At 62.8% G+C, this 18,008-nt stretch carries 18 protein-coding genes; 10 read left to right on the top strand and 8 right to left on the bottom strand.

Annotated features, from left to right (window positions below):
• Nucleotides 1-47: 47 nt before the first annotated feature.
• Together OKW20_RS20995 and OKW20_RS20990 are read left to right on the top strand one after the other, a co-directional pair.
• Complete coding sequence (locus OKW20_RS20995) at nucleotides 48-785, top strand: ABC transporter ATP-binding protein (RefSeq protein WP_429174859.1); 738 nt, start codon at nucleotides 48-50, stop codon at nucleotides 783-785.
• Between the two features lie 24 nt (nucleotides 786-809).
• On the top strand, nucleotides 810-1,697 hold the full coding sequence (locus tag OKW20_RS20990; RefSeq protein ID WP_192449092.1) for a branched-chain amino acid ABC transporter permease: 888 nt from the start codon (nucleotides 810-812) through the stop codon (nucleotides 1,695-1,697).
• A 303-nt stretch (nucleotides 1,698-2,000) separates the two neighbouring features.
• On the opposite strand, the gene OKW20_RS20985 is transcribed toward OKW20_RS20990, so the two are convergent.
• The 7 genes from OKW20_RS20985 to OKW20_RS20955 all read right to left on the bottom strand — a co-directional run bounded on the left by OKW20_RS20985 (nucleotide 2,001) and on the right by OKW20_RS20955 (nucleotide 8,526).
• Nucleotides 2,001-3,083, bottom strand: coding sequence for a fatty acid desaturase (locus tag OKW20_RS20985; RefSeq protein WP_429174856.1), 1,083 nt, complete (start codon nucleotides 3,081-3,083; stop codon nucleotides 2,001-2,003).
• 268 nt (nucleotides 3,084-3,351) lie between these two features.
• On the bottom strand, nucleotides 3,352-3,828 hold the full coding sequence (locus OKW20_RS20980) for a DUF2127 domain-containing protein (RefSeq protein WP_429174854.1): 477 nt from the start codon (nucleotides 3,826-3,828) through the stop codon (nucleotides 3,352-3,354).
• A gap of 67 nt (nucleotides 3,829-3,895) precedes the next feature.
• Complete coding sequence (locus tag OKW20_RS20975) at nucleotides 3,896-4,264, bottom strand: DUF302 domain-containing protein (protein WP_429174852.1); 369 nt, start codon at nucleotides 4,262-4,264, stop codon at nucleotides 3,896-3,898.
• An 11-nt stretch (nucleotides 4,265-4,275) separates the two neighbouring features.
• Nucleotides 4,276-4,401 (bottom strand): multicopper oxidase domain-containing protein, encoded by a 126-nt coding sequence (locus OKW20_RS20970; protein WP_429174851.1) that lies wholly within the window; start codon nucleotides 4,399-4,401, stop codon nucleotides 4,276-4,278.
• 150 nt (nucleotides 4,402-4,551) lie between these two features.
• The gene (locus tag OKW20_RS20965; protein WP_429174850.1) at nucleotides 4,552-5,625 is read right to left on the bottom strand and encodes a porin; all 1,074 of its coding nucleotides are present in this window, start codon (nucleotides 5,623-5,625) and stop codon (nucleotides 4,552-4,554) included.
• 148 nt (nucleotides 5,626-5,773) lie between these two features.
• Nucleotides 5,774-7,510, bottom strand: a complete 1,737-nt coding sequence (locus OKW20_RS20960; protein ID WP_429174849.1) for a hypothetical protein — start codon at nucleotides 7,508-7,510, stop codon at nucleotides 5,774-5,776.
• Between the two features lie 230 nt (nucleotides 7,511-7,740).
• Nucleotides 7,741-8,526, bottom strand: a complete 786-nt coding sequence (locus tag OKW20_RS20955) for a GntR family transcriptional regulator (protein WP_429174848.1) — start codon at nucleotides 8,524-8,526, stop codon at nucleotides 7,741-7,743.
• A 167-nt stretch (nucleotides 8,527-8,693) separates the two neighbouring features.
• Between OKW20_RS20955 and OKW20_RS20950 the strand changes: the two genes are divergently transcribed.
• The 5 genes from OKW20_RS20950 (at nucleotide 8,694) to OKW20_RS20930 (ending at nucleotide 14,411) form a co-directional block, all read left to right on the top strand.
• The gene (locus OKW20_RS20950; protein ID WP_402324387.1) at nucleotides 8,694-9,680 is read left to right on the top strand and encodes an ABC transporter substrate-binding protein; all 987 of its coding nucleotides are present in this window, start codon (nucleotides 8,694-8,696) and stop codon (nucleotides 9,678-9,680) included.
• A 139-nt stretch (nucleotides 9,681-9,819) separates the two neighbouring features.
• Nucleotides 9,820-10,599 (top strand): ABC transporter ATP-binding protein, encoded by a 780-nt coding sequence (locus OKW20_RS20945; RefSeq protein ID WP_402324389.1) that lies wholly within the window; start codon nucleotides 9,820-9,822, stop codon nucleotides 10,597-10,599.
• Nucleotides 10,600-10,606: 7 nt separating this feature from the next.
• A complete protein-coding gene (locus OKW20_RS20940) occupies nucleotides 10,607-11,530 on the top strand; it encodes an ABC transporter permease (protein ID WP_429174846.1) in 924 nt (307 codons plus the stop codon).
• A gap of 12 nt (nucleotides 11,531-11,542) precedes the next feature.
• Entirely contained in the window at nucleotides 11,543-12,784 is a 1,242-nt protein-coding gene (gene kynU, locus OKW20_RS20935) for a kynureninase (protein WP_429174845.1), read from the top strand.
• A gap of 196 nt (nucleotides 12,785-12,980) precedes the next feature.
• Nucleotides 12,981-14,411: an NAD-dependent succinate-semialdehyde dehydrogenase gene (locus tag OKW20_RS20930; protein ID WP_429174843.1), complete on the top strand. Its 1,431-nt coding sequence runs from the start codon at nucleotides 12,981-12,983 to the stop codon at nucleotides 14,409-14,411.
• 76 nt (nucleotides 14,412-14,487) lie between these two features.
• Here the strand turns inward: OKW20_RS20930 and OKW20_RS20925 are convergent, their stop codons facing one another.
• Nucleotides 14,488-15,393: a LysR family transcriptional regulator gene (locus OKW20_RS20925; RefSeq protein ID WP_043621962.1), complete on the bottom strand. Its 906-nt coding sequence runs from the start codon at nucleotides 15,391-15,393 to the stop codon at nucleotides 14,488-14,490.
• 140 nt (nucleotides 15,394-15,533) lie between these two features.
• Here OKW20_RS20925 and OKW20_RS20920 point away from each other — a divergent pair, with 140 nt between their 5' ends.
• The 3 genes from OKW20_RS20920 to OKW20_RS20910 are packed head-to-tail and all read left to right on the top strand — an operon-like array spanning nucleotide 15,534 to nucleotide 17,889.
• A complete protein-coding gene (locus OKW20_RS20920) occupies nucleotides 15,534-16,490 on the top strand; it encodes a dihydrodipicolinate synthase family protein (RefSeq protein ID WP_043621840.1) in 957 nt (318 codons plus the stop codon).
• 21 nt (nucleotides 16,491-16,511) lie between these two features.
• Nucleotides 16,512-17,054 carry a 3-hydroxyanthranilate 3,4-dioxygenase gene (locus OKW20_RS20915; RefSeq protein WP_060530138.1) on the top strand — a complete coding sequence of 181 codons (543 nt, stop codon included), beginning with the start codon at nucleotides 16,512-16,514 and terminating at the stop codon, nucleotides 17,052-17,054.
• 28 nt (nucleotides 17,055-17,082) lie between these two features.
• Nucleotides 17,083-17,889, top strand: coding sequence for an aspartate dehydrogenase (locus OKW20_RS20910; RefSeq protein WP_429174842.1), 807 nt, complete (start codon nucleotides 17,083-17,085; stop codon nucleotides 17,887-17,889).
• The last annotated feature ends 119 nt before the right edge of the window (nucleotides 17,890-18,008 follow it).

The raw sequence follows: 18,008 nt of genomic DNA, 5'->3' as shown, positions 1-18,008 counted from the left end.
TGGCTGCGCCGTCGGCGCTTTGCAATCCACGGCAAGGACTTTGCCCGATGATGATGAGTGAAATTCCCGTTCCGAAGCCGCTTTTGGAAGTGAGCGGCCTTAAGGTCGCCTATGGTGCAGTCGAGGCGCTGAAGGGCGTCGACCTCACCGTCGGTAAGGGGCAGATCGTGACGTTGCTCGGCGCCAACGGCGCCGGCAAGAGTTCGACGCTGAACGCGCTCGTCGGGCTCGCGCCGAAGAAGGCGGGACGCGTCGCGTTCAACGGTCAGGATATATCGGGGCTTCCGCCGGAACAGATCGTCCGGCTCGGCATGACGCTGACGCCGGAGGGGCGGCGGATCTTCCCAAGTCTGACGGTCGACGAACACCTGCTTCTCGGCGGCGCCATGCACAAGGCGCGCGGCGCGATATCGGAGGTGCGCGAAGACATGCTCTCGCGCTTCCCGATCCTGAAGGAGCGCCTCACCCAGAAGGCCGGTTCGCTCTCCGGCGGAGAACAGCAGATGCTGGCGATCGCTCGCTCGATGATGTCGTCGCCGGACTTGCTTTTGCTCGACGAACCGTCGCTCGGCCTTGCGCCGCAGGTCGTCGACCTTATCTTCGACCTGATCGCCGGGCTGAGACAAAAAGGGCTGACGATCCTCCTGGTCGAGCAGAACGTCTCGCTGTCGCTCGAGATCGCCGACGCGGGCTACGTCATGGCCAATGGCCGGATCGTGCTTTCGGGCACGGCCGCGGAACTGCGCAATTCAACCGAAATCCAGGGCGCCTATCTCGGCGCCTGAGCCGAGTGCGTGGAGGGTCAAATCATGGACATGTTCCTGCAGCAGCTCGTCAATGCGCTCAGCCTCGGCGGCACCTATGCGCTTCTGGCGCTTGGTCTTGCGGTCGTCTTCTCGATCATGGGGCTCATCAATTTCGCCCATGGCGAACTGATGACGGCGGCCGGCTACGGCCTCTGCTTTGCGCTGTTGCTGGGCCTGCCGTTCCCGCTCGCCGTCTGCGCGGCCCTTTTGATCGCGATCGTGCTCGCCATGCTGATGGAGCGGATCGCGTTTAGGCCCGTGCGCGGCGCCAGCGGCACGACGCTTCTGCTGACGAGTTTCGCCGTCAGCGCCATCCTGCGGGTGATCTTCCAGAACTTCATTTCCGCCCGGCCGAAGCCGGTACCGATGCCCGAGAGCTTTTCCGGCACGATCGAGATCGGCGGCCTGCATCTCGGCCTCATCCAGGGGACCTCGATCCTCGTCACGATCATCATGCTGGTCGGTCTCAACCTCTTCCTTCGCACGACCGTGCTCGGCCGTGCCATGCGCGCCGCTTCCGAAGATTTCGCCATCGTTCGGCTGATGGGCATTCGCGCCAATGCGGTGGTCGCCACCGCCTTTGCGATCTCCGGCCTCCTTGCCGGTGTCGCCGGCATCCTCTGGGTGGCCCAGCGCGGCAGTGTCGATCCTCTGATGGGTTTCCTGCCGGTGCTCAAGGCGTTCATCGCTGCGATTATCGGCGGGCTCGGCAGCCTTTCCGGCGCTGTCGCCGGCGGCTTTCTGCTCGGCTTCATCGAAGTCTTCCTGCAAGCCTATCTGCCGGAAAGCCTGCTCAGCTACCGTGATGCCTTCACTATCCTGCTCGTCATCGGGGTGCTGCTCTTTGCCCCGCAGGGACTGCTTGCGAAAAAGACCATCGTCAAGCTTTGAGAGTGGCGGCGGCACAGGAGACTGCGCACGATCCGGCCCAGTCCATGGTGCGGCCGGCGACGCCGGTGGCCTTGGCTTAGAACCGGAAGCCTCGATAACAGCGACCCGGCCGACGACGGGTCGCGCCCGCGGCTGGCATGGCTGCCAAATCGACGGTCGCTCAAGCCAGCGCGCCGCTATCCCGGCGTTTGCGCGACGACGGAATGGCGTGCGCCATGGGGCGACGCCACCGCTCCTGTTTCGTCGCGGTGGTCGAAGGGCTGCATTTCAATCCCTGGCGGTGCGGATTGGTCGACTGCGCTATCAGGCAGGCGTCGGCACAGCGGATCCTGCTGCAGCTTGGCGTGCGTTTGCTTCTCGAAATGACACCAGCCGGTGCGAGGCCTCGTCCCAAAGGACGAGCTTCACCAGGCCCAGGCTCTGCCGGATGGTGATGCGGCCCATATCTCCCAGCTCGGGATGATCGCGGATGACCTCAGGAAGTCTATAGAAGGGAACGCGGCTCGACAGGTGGTGGAGATGGTGCATGCCGATATTGCCGGTAATCCAGCGCAAGGGCTGCGGCAGATCATAGTGCGAGGCGCCGTGCATGGCCGCGTATTGGAACGTCCATTCGGGGGGCCTCGACCAGTGCGTGTCTTCGAACTGGTGCTGGACGTAAAACAGCCAAACGCCTGCTGCCCCAGCAAGAAGCACAATCGGCAGATGGATCAGCAGAAACGGTGCGGCACCCACTGCCCAGATAAGAATGCCTGAGAGTGCGGCGATGGCCACGTTCGTTGCCATGGTGGAAATCCACGGCCGGGGACCTGCACGCATCATTCCGAACGGTAAGCGCTGCTTGATCAGAAAGAGCCATGCGGGACCGATGCCGAACATAACGAGCGGATGTCGGTAGAGGCGGTAAACAAGCCGCCCTCTGCGCGGGAGCGCCTCGTATTCGGCAACGGTGAGTGTGGCAATGTCACCGACACCCCGTTCGTCGAGGTTGCCTGCCGAAGCGTGGTGGACGGCGTGGGCGCGGCGCCAGTAGTCATAGGGGGTGAGTGTCAGCACGCTGATCACTCGGCCCGTCCAGTCATCCAGGCGGCGGCGCCCGAAAAACGAACCATGGCCGCAGTCATGTTGCAGCATGAACAGGCGCAGGAGGAAACCCGCCGCAACAGGGACGATTAGCACGACGCCGAGCCAGTACCCGAAGTGCATGCAGGCCCAAGCCGCTACCCACAGCAAAACGAATGGCACAAAGGTCACCGCCAGCTCGAACGTGCTGCGGCCGATATGCGGCTGTCGATAGGTGGACAGGATCTTCAGCCAGGCTTTTTCACGATCGACGGTTGCTGCGGCGCCGTGGTCGGAAAGCGGGCTGACTCTGGTATTCTTCAAGGCGTCTTCCTAGTTGGTTGTATGACATGATCGCCTTGAGTCATTGCTGTGGACGCATCAGGCAAACCGGGACTGGGAGGCTCCGCGCGAAGCTTGGGGCCTGATAGCGATTTTGAAAGGAAGGTTCGTTCAGAGCGCGAAGCCAACTGCGCAATAACCAAAGCTCGCGAGCAAATTCGATAGGGCGTTCTATCGATATCTTCAGTTCGGCGTCAATCGGTTGTTCGCTCGTTGGGAAAAGACGGCCTTTCGCGCCGTTCGCGGCGCCTCAAGTCGCCGGACGCCGGCGCATGACCAGTTTGTACTCGTGCCAGATGAGCCAAATGACGATGACATCAAACACTGTCAGCGCGATCAGGCCCCAGCTGTGCGTGTAGCTAAAGCGGTAAAGCTGGTAGACAATGAACAGTGCCATTACCACCAGCGACGCTGGGTAGGCCCATAGTTTGTTTCGCAGGAGGGCTGCGACAAGGAACAGCTTCACGACGCCATGACTGACCAGGTAGAAGGCGTAGAAATGTCGCGTTTCGACCGAGAAGTTCTGCGCAAAGGTCAGGAGATGCGTGGCGAGAAAATCCCTAGGGTCCTCGATCAGTTCCAGATGCGTGATGGACCTTGCAAGCCTGGTGATGGCGTCGTTCGGGACCAGCCACAGCGCGCCGCCGCCGACACATTCCGCAAGCGCGTGGAGGCCCTTGGCGAGGATGCTGAGCTGAAAGATCTGGTGCACTCGCTGCTCGTTCACAACCACCTCCCGGCCGGAAATACCGCTGCGCGCTTGCGACGGCGGGCATGATCATTGTTGCGGGCAACTACCTCTTGATGGTGCCGGAAATGAGCTTCTCGGCCGGCGCGAGATTGTCTGTCAGAGGGTCTGGCAGGCCGTGCTTGCCCTTGAATGTCTCCGCTTCGTTGAACGTCACAAAGGCCGTGCCATCCTGCTCTCTGACCAGCACGCGCAGGGGAAGCTCAAGTGCGAAGTCGGGAGCAGCGATCATCAACGGGGTCCCGGCCTTCGGGCTGCCATAGACGATCACAGTCGTTGGCGGCATGTCGAGCCCCACCGAGGCGGCCGCCGCCCGGTGATCTATCTCTGCGAAAACGGTCATACCCTTGCCGGTGATCGCCGTCTTCAACCGGTCAACGGTTTCGGCAAAGGAGTAGTCGCTTTGAAGTTTCATGGTCTCTTCCGTTAGAGCGTGAGAGGCGCGATCGTCATCCCGCCGACCTGGAATGTATGCCCCTGCAGGTGCATCGGATAGCCCATCATTGACATGTCGAGGAAGGTCAGTTCCACGCGCTGCCCGTGCTTTGCCACGGTAGGGCGATGCTTGCCTCAGACGGCGCCGTCGATGGTCCAGACGTAGGGGCTCATCGAGCCGACAAGCATCGCCTGCGGAGCCGGCCTCGATGTCGCCGGCTCCTCAAGTTGAACACGCGACCCTGTTGGCCGGTCTTCGCGCGACGCTTAGAAGTTCCTCTGGAAGCGCACGACGCCGCCGAAAGCGTCTTCGTGTCCGCGAAACCCGCGGAAGGCCGTGTAGTCGAGTTCCGGCGTGATCTTGAAGCCCGGCACGACCTCGTAGGCGACGTTGAGGGCCGCGTTCCAGGTGCCGTCCTCCTCGAAGTCGATCTGGCTGTTGATGGTTGCCTTCTCGCTGACCTTTGCGGAAAAGCCGCCCCACATCGCCCAGTCGCCATACCAGCTTCCATAATAGTTCGGCCGGCTCGGGTCGGATTGGTAGGCGCCCATGACGAACAGGGAGAGCGCGTCGGTGACGTCGAGATTGACGCGCGCCTTGAAGGCCCAGGCGTCGTAGCGGGTGTCATAGGCCGCCATGCCGAACAGCGTCATCCGGTCCTGCTCATATTTCACGCCGCCAAGCAAATGCGGCACGCTGTCGGCCCGAAGATCGAACCACTCACGGCGTGCCACGCCCGATCCGTCGACCGTCTCCAGTTCCCACGAGCCGTTGCCTTCCTCGGCGCCGACCATGGCGGAAAAGCCGTTCCCGAAGTCGTGGGTGTAGCTTGCCTGCATCGTGCGGTCGCCCGAGTAGTAGATGACGTCGTCATAGATGACGTTGCCCGCACCCCAGGTCCAGTTGGCAAAGAGGGAATCGGCGATACCGACCGAAAAGCCGGCAAGCTCGATGACGGCTTCTGAAATGTAGATGCGCTCGCCCGATGCCTTGTGCTCGAAACGCGTCTCCAGATAGGAGCGCAGCGTTCCGAATTCCGTTTCGTTGCGGGCGTCGAAGCGCATCGTGGCGCGCGCCTTGCCCGGCAGGCCGTCGAGCGAGCCGCCCCAGTAGACATCGTCGCCCGCCGCCACCTCGTGGCGCAGATAGCCGCTGATCTTCAGGCAGGTCTCGGTACCCGGCACATAGAAGAAGCCGTTGCCATAGGCATCGCAGACCCGGACATATTCGACGGGTTCCGCATCGGCAGCCTTTGCCGGTTGCAGGCCGGCCATCGTGCAGAGCGCCACTACGGCACCTTTCAAGAAGAGTGGTGACGTCGCGATTGTTTGCCTGTTCATGTCGAGTTGGTCCCCTCGGTGTTCTTGTAAAAATCGAAAAAGCTTCGCCGGCTCCGTCCACGGCATGCGGGACAAGCGGGTGCTGACTGGGATTGTGTGAAAAGGAGAGAAAGGGCCGGTATCGGTTGCGATGCCGGCCCGGTGCGCGTTACCCGCGCGGCGGCCAGACCTCGCCGGAAAGGCCGGTCTTCGGTTCGCCGAGAAGCGGCGTCTTGAGGGCGCGGATGCCGTCGATGCTGATCAGCCAGATGATGTTGCGGTCATATTCGGTAAAGACCGCGAAGCTGGCGTTCTCATAGGTGTATTCGGGCATTTCCTCTGGCTTGGGGAAGCGCGGCACGTAGTAGCCGGCGATCTTCGGATCCTTCGGGTCGTTGACGTCGAAGATCTGCAGGCCGGCATTATAGAAGGCATAGGGCAGGATGCCCTGCCGGCTGTATCCCGGCTGGTGGGTCGTGCCGGAGCGCTTCGGGCCGAAGCTGCCGCGCCGCTGGCAATAGTCGGTGAACTCGGCCTCTGCCGGCGGGGTCGGGCGCGGGAAGGTGGCGACCACCTTCGGGTCCTTCGGATCCTTGGCGTCGATGACCAGCACGTCCTTGTAGGGCTCGTAGCAGTTGGAGTTCATCGGATAGCCGTTGGCAAAGACATAGCCGGTGCGCTCGTATTGGCTGGTATCGGCATTGTCGAACTCGGTGCCGGCAAAGCTCGGCGGGATGCTTAAGTGCCCCATCATTTCCGGGGTGCCGGGATTGCTGAGGTCGAAGGTGTAGAAGCCGAGGCCGCCCATGGCGCCGAAGCCGATCTTGCCGCCTTTTTCCACCGGCTTCGGCAGGAACAGCGGCATGCGCGAACCCATCCAGGAGGTGCGGTTGCCGGCCCGCGGGTTCATGAGGTACGCGTCCTCGCTTGCCTTGTCGCCGGCGATTTGGCCGGGAACCGTGACCTGGCTGACGAAGACCGGATTGGCCGGGTCCGTCATGTCCCAGGCCTGGTAGCCGGGCGAATGCAGGTAATCGGGGTATTCGGTCAATGCGTAGCTGTCGTCGGGCGCCGACGAGAGATACATGTACTTGCCGCCGAACCAGGCCGGCGCATCGAGCGAGCCGGAGCCCTGCTGCTTGCCGATGGGTGCGTCGGGGTTCTTGATGTCCGTCGTGCGGGTCGCAATCAGCTTCCAGTCGCCCGGCAGCGGGCCGTTCATCTCATAGACCTTGAAGCCCTTGAGCGAATTGTAGTGGCGCAGCGTTTCGACGATGTCGGGCTGGGTGCGCTTGTTGTCGAGGATGCCGAAGCGGCCGATCTCGTAGGAGGCGACGACGACGTTCTTCTGGAGCTTCTCGCTCCAGGCAATCGTCATGCCGCCGAAATAGTCCTGTACGGTCTTGGCGTCCCAGTCTTCGCTCGAACCTTCCGGTCCCCAGACGCCGCCCTTCGAATAGACGACCTTGGCCTTGGTCGGGTCGGTGATATCGAGCACGCGCATGTAGTCGCGGTCGTGCAGGTACATGTAGCGCTTGCCGTCGAAATCCGCGACATCGGGCCAGGCGTGCCATGGCGAGGTGATGTGGGGGTAGAAGGCGATTTCCTCGACATTGCTCTTGTAGGTCTTGTCGTCCCAATGGGTGAGCTGACCGGGAAAATTGGGCGATGCGCCAAGTGCGGTGGCACGCGGAGCCTTGAACGTGCCCGTGGCCGGATCCATGCCGTAGTCCTTGCCCGGAACCAGCGCCGGCGGCTGCTTGTCATAGGTCAGTTCCGACCAGCGCTTGAGGTGCGGATCCTGGATGTTGATCTCGGTCGGCACTTCCTTTTCCCAGCCGGCCGCAAAGGTCGCGCCCGCTGCCAGACATAAAATCGAGCATGTGATGATCAGCCGTTTCGGCATGTCGGTCTCCTCCTGGAATATCGGTGAATGGCCGCGTCCAAGCCAGGCAGCGGCGCAAGCAAACGACGGCGCGACGGCGACGCCCCCTTGTGTCGCTTTCCGAATTCTCTCGTCGTGTCAGTTGATCGCGCAGGCCTCCTCATGCCCGCGCAAATCACGCCGCTCCCGTTTGCTAGGCGCCATGAAACAGGGTCGCTTTCCCTATAACAATCGCCTTAATCAGCATTAATTCATGCGGATTTCTTATGAGTTCCCGGGCGTGTGGATGCTTTGCGGGATGCTGATGACACCGCTTCCCCTTCTTCGACGGCGTAGACCTCGAGCGGATAACCGAAATGCTCGTCCATCAGGAGGCGGGCGCGTTCGGCGTTGCGGTCGAGTACGGCCTCCATCAGCTCGGTGTGCGGACCGATCGACTGCGCCTTGTGCAGCGCGGCCATGGCCTCCGCGTAGCCGGCCGTCTCTCCGTGTTCCGCGCGCAGGACGGGGGCAAAGGCAAGGAACCGGTAGTGGCGCTGGAGCTGGTCGGAGATGGTCGAGCGAAAGTGCATCAGCCAACTCGATTGCGCCGCGCTGAGCAGCGCGGCGTGAAACGCCTCGTGCCGTTCCATCCAGGTGTCGACGGCAAGGTCGGAAGAATCCTCGACGACCGTCTTGCAGCGCGACAGTCGGTAGTGCGCCGTGACGATTGCCGATTCCCACTCCGCGCCGCCGCGCTCCATGGCTTCGAGCAACAGGGGGATTTCGACGACCGCGCGCGCCTTCGTCAGATCCTCCAGTCCTTTGCGCGACACGGGTGCGACGGTGAAGCCGCGATTGGAGATCGCCACCACCAGCCGCTCCGCCTCCAACCGCGACAGGGCCTCGCGCAGCGGCGTCCGCCCGATATCGTAGGCCTTGCTCAGAAGATCGGGCCGCAACGGCGCCTCCGGTTGCAGGCGGGCCATGAGGATCTCCGTCCGCAAGATCCTGTAGGCGATCTCCGTTTTCGTGCTGTTTTCCTGCTCGTCGACCAAAGGCACCTCCAAAAATCGCCGCACGAATGTACGGTCATTATATATGCGAGAATAATATATGATAATCGCCAATTGCTATAATTGTATACTATATCGTTGACTTTGCCGTGGGGCTGCGCTTCCTCATCGCTCATACTGTCAACTGCGACAGCCAGAGGAGGAACAAGATGGCCACGACAAAATCGAAACTCATGACAGGTCTGATGGCAGCCGGCATCGTCCTTGCCGGCATCGGCTCGGCCGCCGCCGATCCGATCCGCATCGGCATCGCCAATTTCGGCGAACACCCCCCGCTCAATGCCGCTATCGCCGGTTTCAAGGCGGCGCTTGCGGAAAACGGCTTCGTCGAGGGCAAGGACGTCGTCTACACCGAGAGCCACACCAATTTCGACGCGTCGCTCGTGCCGCAGATGATCGCGAAGCTGCAGGCCGAACAGCCGAAGCTCGTCTACACCGTCACCACGCCGGTCTCGCAGATTGCCAAGAAGGCGCTGGCAGGTTCGGGCATCCCGGTGATCTTTACCGCCGTGACCGATCCGGTCGCCGCCAAGCTCGTGCCCTCCCGCGAAAGCGGTGATGACGGCATCACTGGGGCGACCGACAGCCAGGATATGGCAGCGGTGCTCGCTTTCACCAAGAAGCTGCTGCCGAACGCCAAGCGCCTCGGCCTTCCCTATAACCCTGGCGAAGCCAATGATGTCGCGCTGCTCGAAAGCGTGCGCAAGATCGCTCCGGAACAGGGTTTCGAAGTCGTCGAAGTCGGCGTCGACAACCTCAACGACATCCAGCAGCGCATTACCTCGCTCTCCGGCAAGGTGGACGTCATCTACGGCCCGACGTCCAACATGATCCAGCCGGCGATCGCGGCGGTTGCATCGGCTGCGCGCCAGTCCGGCATTCCCGTTGTCAATGCCGTCGATACGGCCGTTCGGGAAGGCTTCGTGCCGGCAAGCTTCGCCGTCAACTACGAACAGGTCGGAAAGAACGCCGGCAAGATCGCCGCCGAAGTCCTGAAGGGCAAGGACCCGAAGTCCATCGCCCCGGTGTTTCCCGCCTACGAGGATCACCAGGCGCTGATCTCGAAGAAGGCCATGGCCGCCTTCGGCGTCGAGATCCCGGCTTCGCTCGCCGATTGCAACTGCATCGTCGAGTAATCCGACGCCTGCAACGGGCGGCGGCCACGACGCCGCCGTCCACGAGCGCGCCGAGCGCGCCCTGTCCATTCGTATTTACATGAATTCCGGAAGAAGGCTGCGGAGGCGGCCTCTACGGAATTGCTCAGAGGAGGAACGGATGCTCGAAATCCGATCTGCACGAAAGGTCTTCTACAAGGGACAGCCCGATGAGAAGATCGCCCTCAACGATCTCAGCCTGACGCTTCCGACCGGCAACTTCGCCATCGTCATCGGATCGAACGGCGCCGGCAAGAGCAGCATGCTGAACGCCATATCCGGCGCACTCATGCTCGACAGCGGCAAGATCCTCATCAACGGCGACGATGTCACGGCGCTGCCGGTGCACAAGCGCGCAACACGGGTCGCCCGGGTCTTCCAGGATCCGATGAAGGGCACCGCCGCTTCGATGACGGTCGCGGAGAACATGCTGCTCGCCGAATTGCGTGGCAAGAAGCTCGGCCTCAGCCGCGGGCTCAACGCCAGGCGGCTTGCGAGCTACCGCGAACGCCTGGCAGCGCTGAACCTCGGGCTCGAAAACCGGTTGGATACGCGCGTCGAACTGCTTTCGGGCGGCCAGCGGCAGTCGCTTTCGCTGATCATGGCGACGTGCGACCAGCCGGACCTGTTGCTGCTCGACGAGCATACGGCCGCCCTTGATCCCCGCACTGCAGACATCGTCATGCAGGCGACGGTGCGCGCGGTCGAAGCCTTCAATCTCACCACGCTGATGGTGACGCACAACATGCAGCACGCCGTCGATTTCGGCCACAGCGTGGTGATGCTCGATGCCGGCCAGATCCGGCTCGAAATCACCGGCGCGGAAAAGGCCGACGTCACGATCCCGAAACTCATCGGTCACTTCGGCATGAAGACCGATCGCATGCTGCTGGCAAGCTGAGACGGACATGGAAACAGTTTCAACCATATTCTCGAACTTCATCACGCTCGTTCCGGTCACGCTGGCGCAGAGCCTCATCCTTTCCTTCATCGTTCTCGGCATCATGTTGCCGTTCCGAACGCTGAACTTCCCGGACCTGACGAGCGAAGGCGCGTTCCCCCTCGGGGGCTGTGTCTGCGCGTTGTCGCTGGCGGGCGGCGCGCCGGGCTGGCTGGCCATCCTGGTGGCGATGGCCGCCGGTTTCCTGGCGGGTAGCTGCACGGCCTTCGTGCATCTGCGTTTCCGCATTCATACGCTGCTTGCCGGCATCCTGATGATGACGATGCTTTACTCGATCAATCTGCGGCTGATGGGCAAGTCCAACCTCTCGGTCTACGGCACGCCGACCATTTTCGATGGCGTACCCTTTGTCGAACCGGGTTTCCCGGTCAGCAAGATCGTCGTCGCGGGTCTGCTCGGTATCGCCGTCTATTGCCTGCTGAACCTCTATTTCCGCACCGAACGCGGCACGGCCATGCGCGCCGTCGGCTCCAATCCGGATATGGCGGAAGCGCAAGGCATCAGCATCTGGGCCGCCACCATCGGTGGGGTCGGCCTTGCCGGCGCCTTCTCGGCCACCAGCGGCGCCCTGATGGTGCAGTCGCAGGGATTTGCCGACGTCAACATGGGCATCGGCACCCTGATCAACGGCCTTGCGGCGCTGATGATCGGCGAAGCCATCGTCGGCAAGCAGACGATCCGGCGCCAGCTTGCGGCACCCTTCGTCGGCGCCATCGTCTACTACCAGCTTGTTTCGCTCTGCCTTGCCGCCGGCATGCCGCCGACCGACCTGAAACTTGCCACCGGTCTCTTCGTGCTCGCCATGCTGGCGCTGCCGACCCTCAAGCGCGCCCGCGGCCCCATGCCGGCCCGCGAAACCGTCCGTGAATAGAAGGATTGCTCCATGAACATCGATATCCATGCCGTCGAGGCGCTGGACCGCGACGATCCGCTCGCGGGCTTCAAGAAGCGCTTCGACCTGCCTGAAGGCGTCACCTATCTCGACGGCAATTCGCTCGGCGCGGCGCTCTTTGCCTCCTATGCCGAGATCGAGAAAGCCGCGAAACTCGAATGGGGCCGCGACCTCATCCGAAGCTGGAACACGGCTGGCTGGTTCGCCCTGCCGCTGACGCTCGGCGACCGTGTCGGCCGCCTCATCGGCGCGGCCCCCGGCCAGACGGCTGTGACCGACCATACGTCTGCCAATGTCTATAAGGCGCTGCACGCAGCGCTCGGCCTTAACGCAGACCGCAAGGTCATCGTCGCAGAAAGCGAAAGCTTCCCGACCGATCTCTACATGGCCGAAGGCGTGATTGCGACGCGGCCCGGCACCGTCCTCAGGCTCGAGGGCGTCGATGGCCCGCGGATCGAAGACCTGATCGACGAGAGCGTCGCCGTGGTGCTCGTCAATCACGTCAACTACAAGACCGGCGCGCTGCGCGACATGGCGGCCCTTACGAAGCGCGCGCACGAGGCGGGCGCGCTGGTGGTCTGGGATCTCTGCCATTCGGCCGGTGCGCTGCCGGTGGAGCTCGACCGTTGTAACGTCGATTTCGCGGTCGGCTGCACCTACAAGTACCTCAATGGCGGCCCCGGCGCGCCGGCCTTCATCTACGTGGCCAGGCGCCATCAGGAAAAGGCCAGCCAGCCGCTTAGCGGCTGGTGGGGGCATGCCCGTCCGTTCGCCTTTGAGCGTAACTATGATGGCGGCGCGGGTATCCTGCGCTTCCTCTCCGGTACCCAGCCGATCCTGTCGCTGCGCACGCTGTCGGCAGCACTCGATCTCTGGGACGAGGTGGATATGACGGCTATCCGCCGGAAGAGCGTCGCGCTCACCGGCCTCTTCATCAAGCTCGTCGAAGCGCGTTGCGGCGCGTTTGGCTTGAAACTGGTGGGCCCAACGGACGTCACGGTGCGCGGCAGCCAGGTCTCCTTCGAGCACGAGGGGGCCTATGAAATCATGCAGGCTCTGATCGAGCGCAGCGTCATCGGCGATTTCCGCGCCCCGGCCACCATCCGTTTCGGTTTCACGCCGCTCTATACGAGTTTTAAGGATGTGTGGAACGCCGTGGACGTGCTGCATGACGTGATGGCGACGGGTGCCTGGCGCGATGCCCGCTTCGCTGTCCGTAGTGCCGTGACCTGATCGCTATCGCTTAGAAAAATGGAAAAGCGCTTTCCCTGCCGGGAAGGCGCTTTTTGCGTTTGGAGCTGTCTCGAGACTTATCACATCTCGATATCAATTCATTCAACCTATGTGGATTGTTATATTAGACCGCTGATTGCATCCATTACCGGACAGGAAGGCGCAGCCTCTGAAGGAATGGCGAAAAGGCAATCTCATGGCTCAGGATACGCATGCTCAGCTCTATATCGGCGGCAAGTGGAGGGCGACCTCCGAGACGCTCGCCGTCATCAACCCCGCCAATGAGGATGTCATCGGCAAGGTAGCGGTCGCCCGCGAGACGGATCTCGCCGATGCGACGGACGCCGCCTGGCAAGGCTTTCAGCTCTGGAGCCGGACATCGCCGGCTGCCCGGGCGGCAATCATTCTGAAGGCCGCCCAGCTGCTTCGCGACCGTTCCGAAGAGATCGCCCGCTCGATCACGCTCGAAAACGGCAAGCCGCTTTCCGAGGCACGGTCCGAGGTCATTCGCGGTTGCGAGTTCTTCGAATGGGACGCCGGCGAATGCGTGCGCCTCTACGGCCGGGTCATCCCGAGCGCGCCGGGCATTCGCTACATCGTGCTCAATGAACCGATCGGCCCGGTCGCGGCCTTTTCGCCCTGGAACTTCCCGATGAGCCAGCCCGCCCGCAAGATCGGCGGGGCGCTTGCCGCTGGCTGTTCGATCATCATGAAGGCGTCCGAAGAGACACCGACGGGCGTCGTGCACATCGCCCGGGCGTTCCACGATGCCGGTTTGCCGGCGGGCGTGCTCAACCTCGTCTTCGGACATCCCGCCGAGATCTCGGAATATCTTATCCCGCAGGACAGGATCCGCATGGTCGCTTTCACGGGATCGACCGCCGTCGGCAAGCACCTGACGACGCTCGCGTCACAGGTCATGAAGCCGGCGTTGATGGAGCTTGGCGGTCATGCGCCGGTCATCGTCTGCGAGGATGCCGATCCCGTTGCGGCCGGTGTCGCCTGCGCCACGCGAAAGTACCGCAACTCCGGCCAGGTCTGCACCTCGCCGACACGCTTCTTCGTGCATGAGGCGCTCTACGAGCGCTTCACGGCAGCCTTCGTGGAGAAGGCGCGGTCGATCAAGGTCGGCGACGGCCTCGATGCATCGACCCAGATGGGGCCGGTTGCCAATGACCGGCGCATCGCCGCCCTGCAGGAACTCGTGGACGATGCGCGCGCAAAGGGTGCGCGCATCCTGTGCGGTGGCGGGCGCCTGGAAGGCAAGGGCTACTTCTTCGCACCGACCGCGATCGCCGAGTTGCCCGACGATGCCCGCGCGCTTTCCGAAGAGCCTTTCGGCCCGCTGGCGTTGATCAATCCGGTGTCCTCGTTGGACGAGGCGCTGGCCAAGGCGAACGCGCTTCCCTTTGGTCTTGCGGCCTACGGTTTTACGAACTCGACGGCCAATGTGGATCGCCTCATGCAGGGCATCGAGGCCGGCAACCTGTCGATCAACACCTTGGAGGCCTCGGTCGCCGAAACGCCCTTCGGCGGCGTCAAGGAAAGCGGCCTTGGCCGCGAGGGCGGTGCGGAAGGCCTGCATCACTACACCGTGGTGAAGAACGTTTCCCTGCGCGTCGCCTAACGACCTTCGCACAGTTGCACCTGTGACAAGCTGAGGCTGAAACCGTCGTTGCACGGTTTCAGCCTCAGGCGTTTCGTCAGCCGACGATCGGGATCATGTCACGCAGCACTTTGCGCAGCATGGTGCGGACCGCTAGCGTCGCGGGGGACGGTGTGCGCTCACGCGCGGTGATGATGGCAACGTCACGGGCGATCGACGGCTCGACCAATGGCCGCGCGGAAATCTTCCGGCCATTGAGACCGGTAAAGGCATAGGTGGGGAGGATAGCAAGGCCAGCCTCGCGCTCGACCAGCGACAGGGCCGTGTTGATCTGGTGGACTTCCAGGGAAGGGCGCAGCGGCACGCCGGCGCTCTCGAAGCCGACCTCGGTCAAAAGGCGGATGTTGCTTTCGCGCGTCAGCGTGATGATCGGCTGGTCGGCGAGCGCGGACCATGCCACTTCGGCCTTGGCGCAGACAGCGTGGCCTTCGGGCGCGAAAACCATCAACTGATCGCGCAGCACGCGTTGGATCTCGAGCCCGTCTTCGTCGCTGGCAAAGGTGCCGACACCGAGATCGCAAAGGCCGCTGCGCACTCTGGGGGCGATCAGATCGGTCACCACATCCTCGATCCTGAGCTTCAGGTTCGGGTGGGTCGACGCGACCTCCTGCAGCAGCCGCGGCAGGACGGTTGCGCCAAGAAAGGGCGGTGCGGCGATGCGCACAAGACCGGTCCTGAGCTGCCCGAGATCGCGCACCGCATCGACGGCACGCTCGATTTCCGAAAGCCCGGGCAAGGCGCCGGCGGCAAAGACACGTCCGGCTTCGGTCAGTTCGACGCGCCGGGTCGTGCGGTCGAACAGTCGGGCGCCGAGCAGCGCTTCGAGGTCGCGGATGGCATGCGAGATGCCGGCCTGGCTGGTGTGCAGCCGCTCGGCGGCACGGGAGAAATTGCCGAGTTCGACCACGGCCTGAAAACACTTGATCTGGCGCAGATTGAGCATCGAGTCATCCATACTGATTTCAGCATGAATATATACGGACTATGCGTCTTAATGAATAAAAATTTCCTGCGCTAAATGGCGACAACCAAGACCGGAGCGGCCTTCACGCGCCGCCGGACCGACATGCGACAGGGAGCGTCATGAAATACCAGCGTAAAGATGCAAAGGCCCATTCCCGCGCCACGATGCGCGGCATCTGGGCGGCGGCGAACACGCCGTTCACGGCCGATGGCGCCATCGACGAAGAGGGCTACCGCCGCAATGTCGAGCATTGGATTTCCGATCTCGGTATCGACGGCCTCTTCATTGCCGGCAAGCAGGGCGAGTTCTTCTCCATGTCGGTCGACGAGCGTAAGCGCATGTTCGATCTCTCCGTGGAGGCGACGGGCGGTAGAGCGCAGACGATCATGTCCTGCTCCGACCAGAACATGGATGTGGTGATTGATCTTGCCCGTCATGCGCAGGCCTGCGGCGCCGATTACATCGTCGTGCATGCGCCGATCCTGCATTTCTTCAAGCAACAGGATGAAACGCTGCTGCGCTACTATGAGACCATCGCCTCCAAGGTGGATATCGGCATGGCGCTCTGGTCGCATCCCGACAGCGGCTATCTGATGAGCCCGGAGCTGTGCAACCGGCTTGCCGACATCGAGACGGTGGTGGCGATCAAGTATTCCGTGCCGCGCGCGATGTACAAGGCGCTGACGGCGCTTGCCGGGGACCGCATTCTCGTCTCGACCGCTTCGGAAGAGGAATGGCTGGATAACGTGCTGGAGCTCGGCTGGCAGCTTTATCTCTGCTCGTCGCCGCCCTACACGCTCCAGACCAAGGCCGACCGGCGCATGGCCGAGTACACGGCACTCGCCTTCGCCGGAAAGGCCGAGGAGGCCCGCGCCGTCAGCGCGAGCCTGCAAGGGGTGCGTGACGCCTTCCGCAAGTCCAAGCCCGCGGAAAAGCCGCATGCGCACCAGAAGTACTGGCAGGAACTGCTTGGCCAGGTGGGTGGCGCCGTCCGCCGGCCGCTGCTGGAACTGACGGATGAGGAAAAGAGACTGACCAGAGCCGCCTTCGAGGAATGCGGCCTGAAACTGCGCTGAACGGGACAGGGAGGAATATCGATGACGAAGCTCAAGGCGTTCAATCTGCAAAAGTGGATCGACGAGCACAAGCACCTTTTGAAGCCGCCGGTCGGCAACCAGCAGATCTGGAAAGATGCCGACCTCATGGTGACGATTGTCGGCGGCCCCAACAAACGCACCGACTATCACGACGATCCCGTCGAGGAGTTCTTCTATCAGCTCAAGGGCGACATGGTGCTGAAGCTCTATGACGGCAAGGAATTCTACGATGTGCCGATCCGGGAGGGCGACATCTTCCTGCTGCCGCCGCATGTGCGCCATTCGCCGCAGCGGCCGATGGAGGGATCGATCGGTCTGGTGATCGAGCCGACGCGGCCTGAAGGCCTGCTCGATGCCGTCGAATGGTACTGCTTCGAATGCACGGAGCTGGTGCACCGCGCGGAGGTAGACCTCGAATCTATCGTCGATGATCTGCCGCCGATCTACCAGGCCTTCTATGCTGACGAAAAGCTGCGCACATGCCCGAAATGCGGGACCGTGCACCCCGGCAAGACCCCGCCCGAGGGCTGGGTGACGCTCTGAACCGGCAGCAAACCAGCAAAGGACCGTCATGTCGAAAGTCGAAGCCATCTGCCTCATAGGCTGGGGCGCCATCGGTCAACGGGTGGCAGAACTTCTCAAGGCGCGCGGCGCGAATGCCCGGATCGTCGGGATCGCCGTGCGCGATCCCGGTGAAGTCGCAGCGACCATGCCGGAAGGGGCGGTCCATGTTGCCGGTTCCGAAGCGTTGGCGGCGACCGGCGCGACGTTGGTCGTCGAGGCGGCGAGCCGCGAAAGCGTCAAGCCCTTCGCCCGGGCGGCGTTGGCAGCGGGCATCGATTTCGCTGTGTCCTCGACCTCGGCCCTGGTGGATTCTGCCGTGCTCGACGAACTCGTGGAACTCGCCCGACAGAACGGTTGCCAGCTCATCGTTCCGCCGGGCGCGCTCGGCGGCATCGATGCTCTCTCGGCGGCCTCGCGTCTGGGTCTGGACAGCGTGGAGCACACCATCACCAAGCCCGCGCGGGCTTGGTTCGGGACGCCGGCCGAGGCGCTCTGTCGCCTTGGCGACCTTCAGGAGGCGGAAGCCTTCTTCGTAGGATCGGCCGCGGAAGCCGCCACCGCCTTTCCGCAAAATGCCAATGTGGCGGCGACCACCTCCCTTGCCGGCATCGGCATGGAACAGACGCGCGTGCAGCTCGTCGCCGATCCCAAGGCCGTGGAAAATACGCACAGCATTGTCGCCCGCGGCGCCTTCGGCACGCTCGAAATCCGCCTCCAGAACCGTCCGCTTGCAACCAATCCGAAATCCTCGGAGATGACGGCACTGAACCTCGTTCGCCTAATCGAGAACAGGACAAGTCCACTTGTCCTCTAATTGGTAGCTGCCGCTCGACTGCTCTGCCCTTGCCGTTCCGGATGGATCTTTCGCGCCGCCGGCAAAGGGATGCGCCGCTCGATCCGTTGGCTCTAAACCAAACCATCTTCGAAACCGTC

The sequence above is a fragment of the Ensifer sp. LBL genome (assembly GCF_050435225.1).
Classification (GTDB): domain Bacteria; phylum Pseudomonadota; class Alphaproteobacteria; order Rhizobiales; family Rhizobiaceae; genus Ensifer.
The sequence above is the reverse complement of the archived record's forward strand: the minus strand, read 5'-3'. Positions and strand labels throughout refer to the sequence as shown.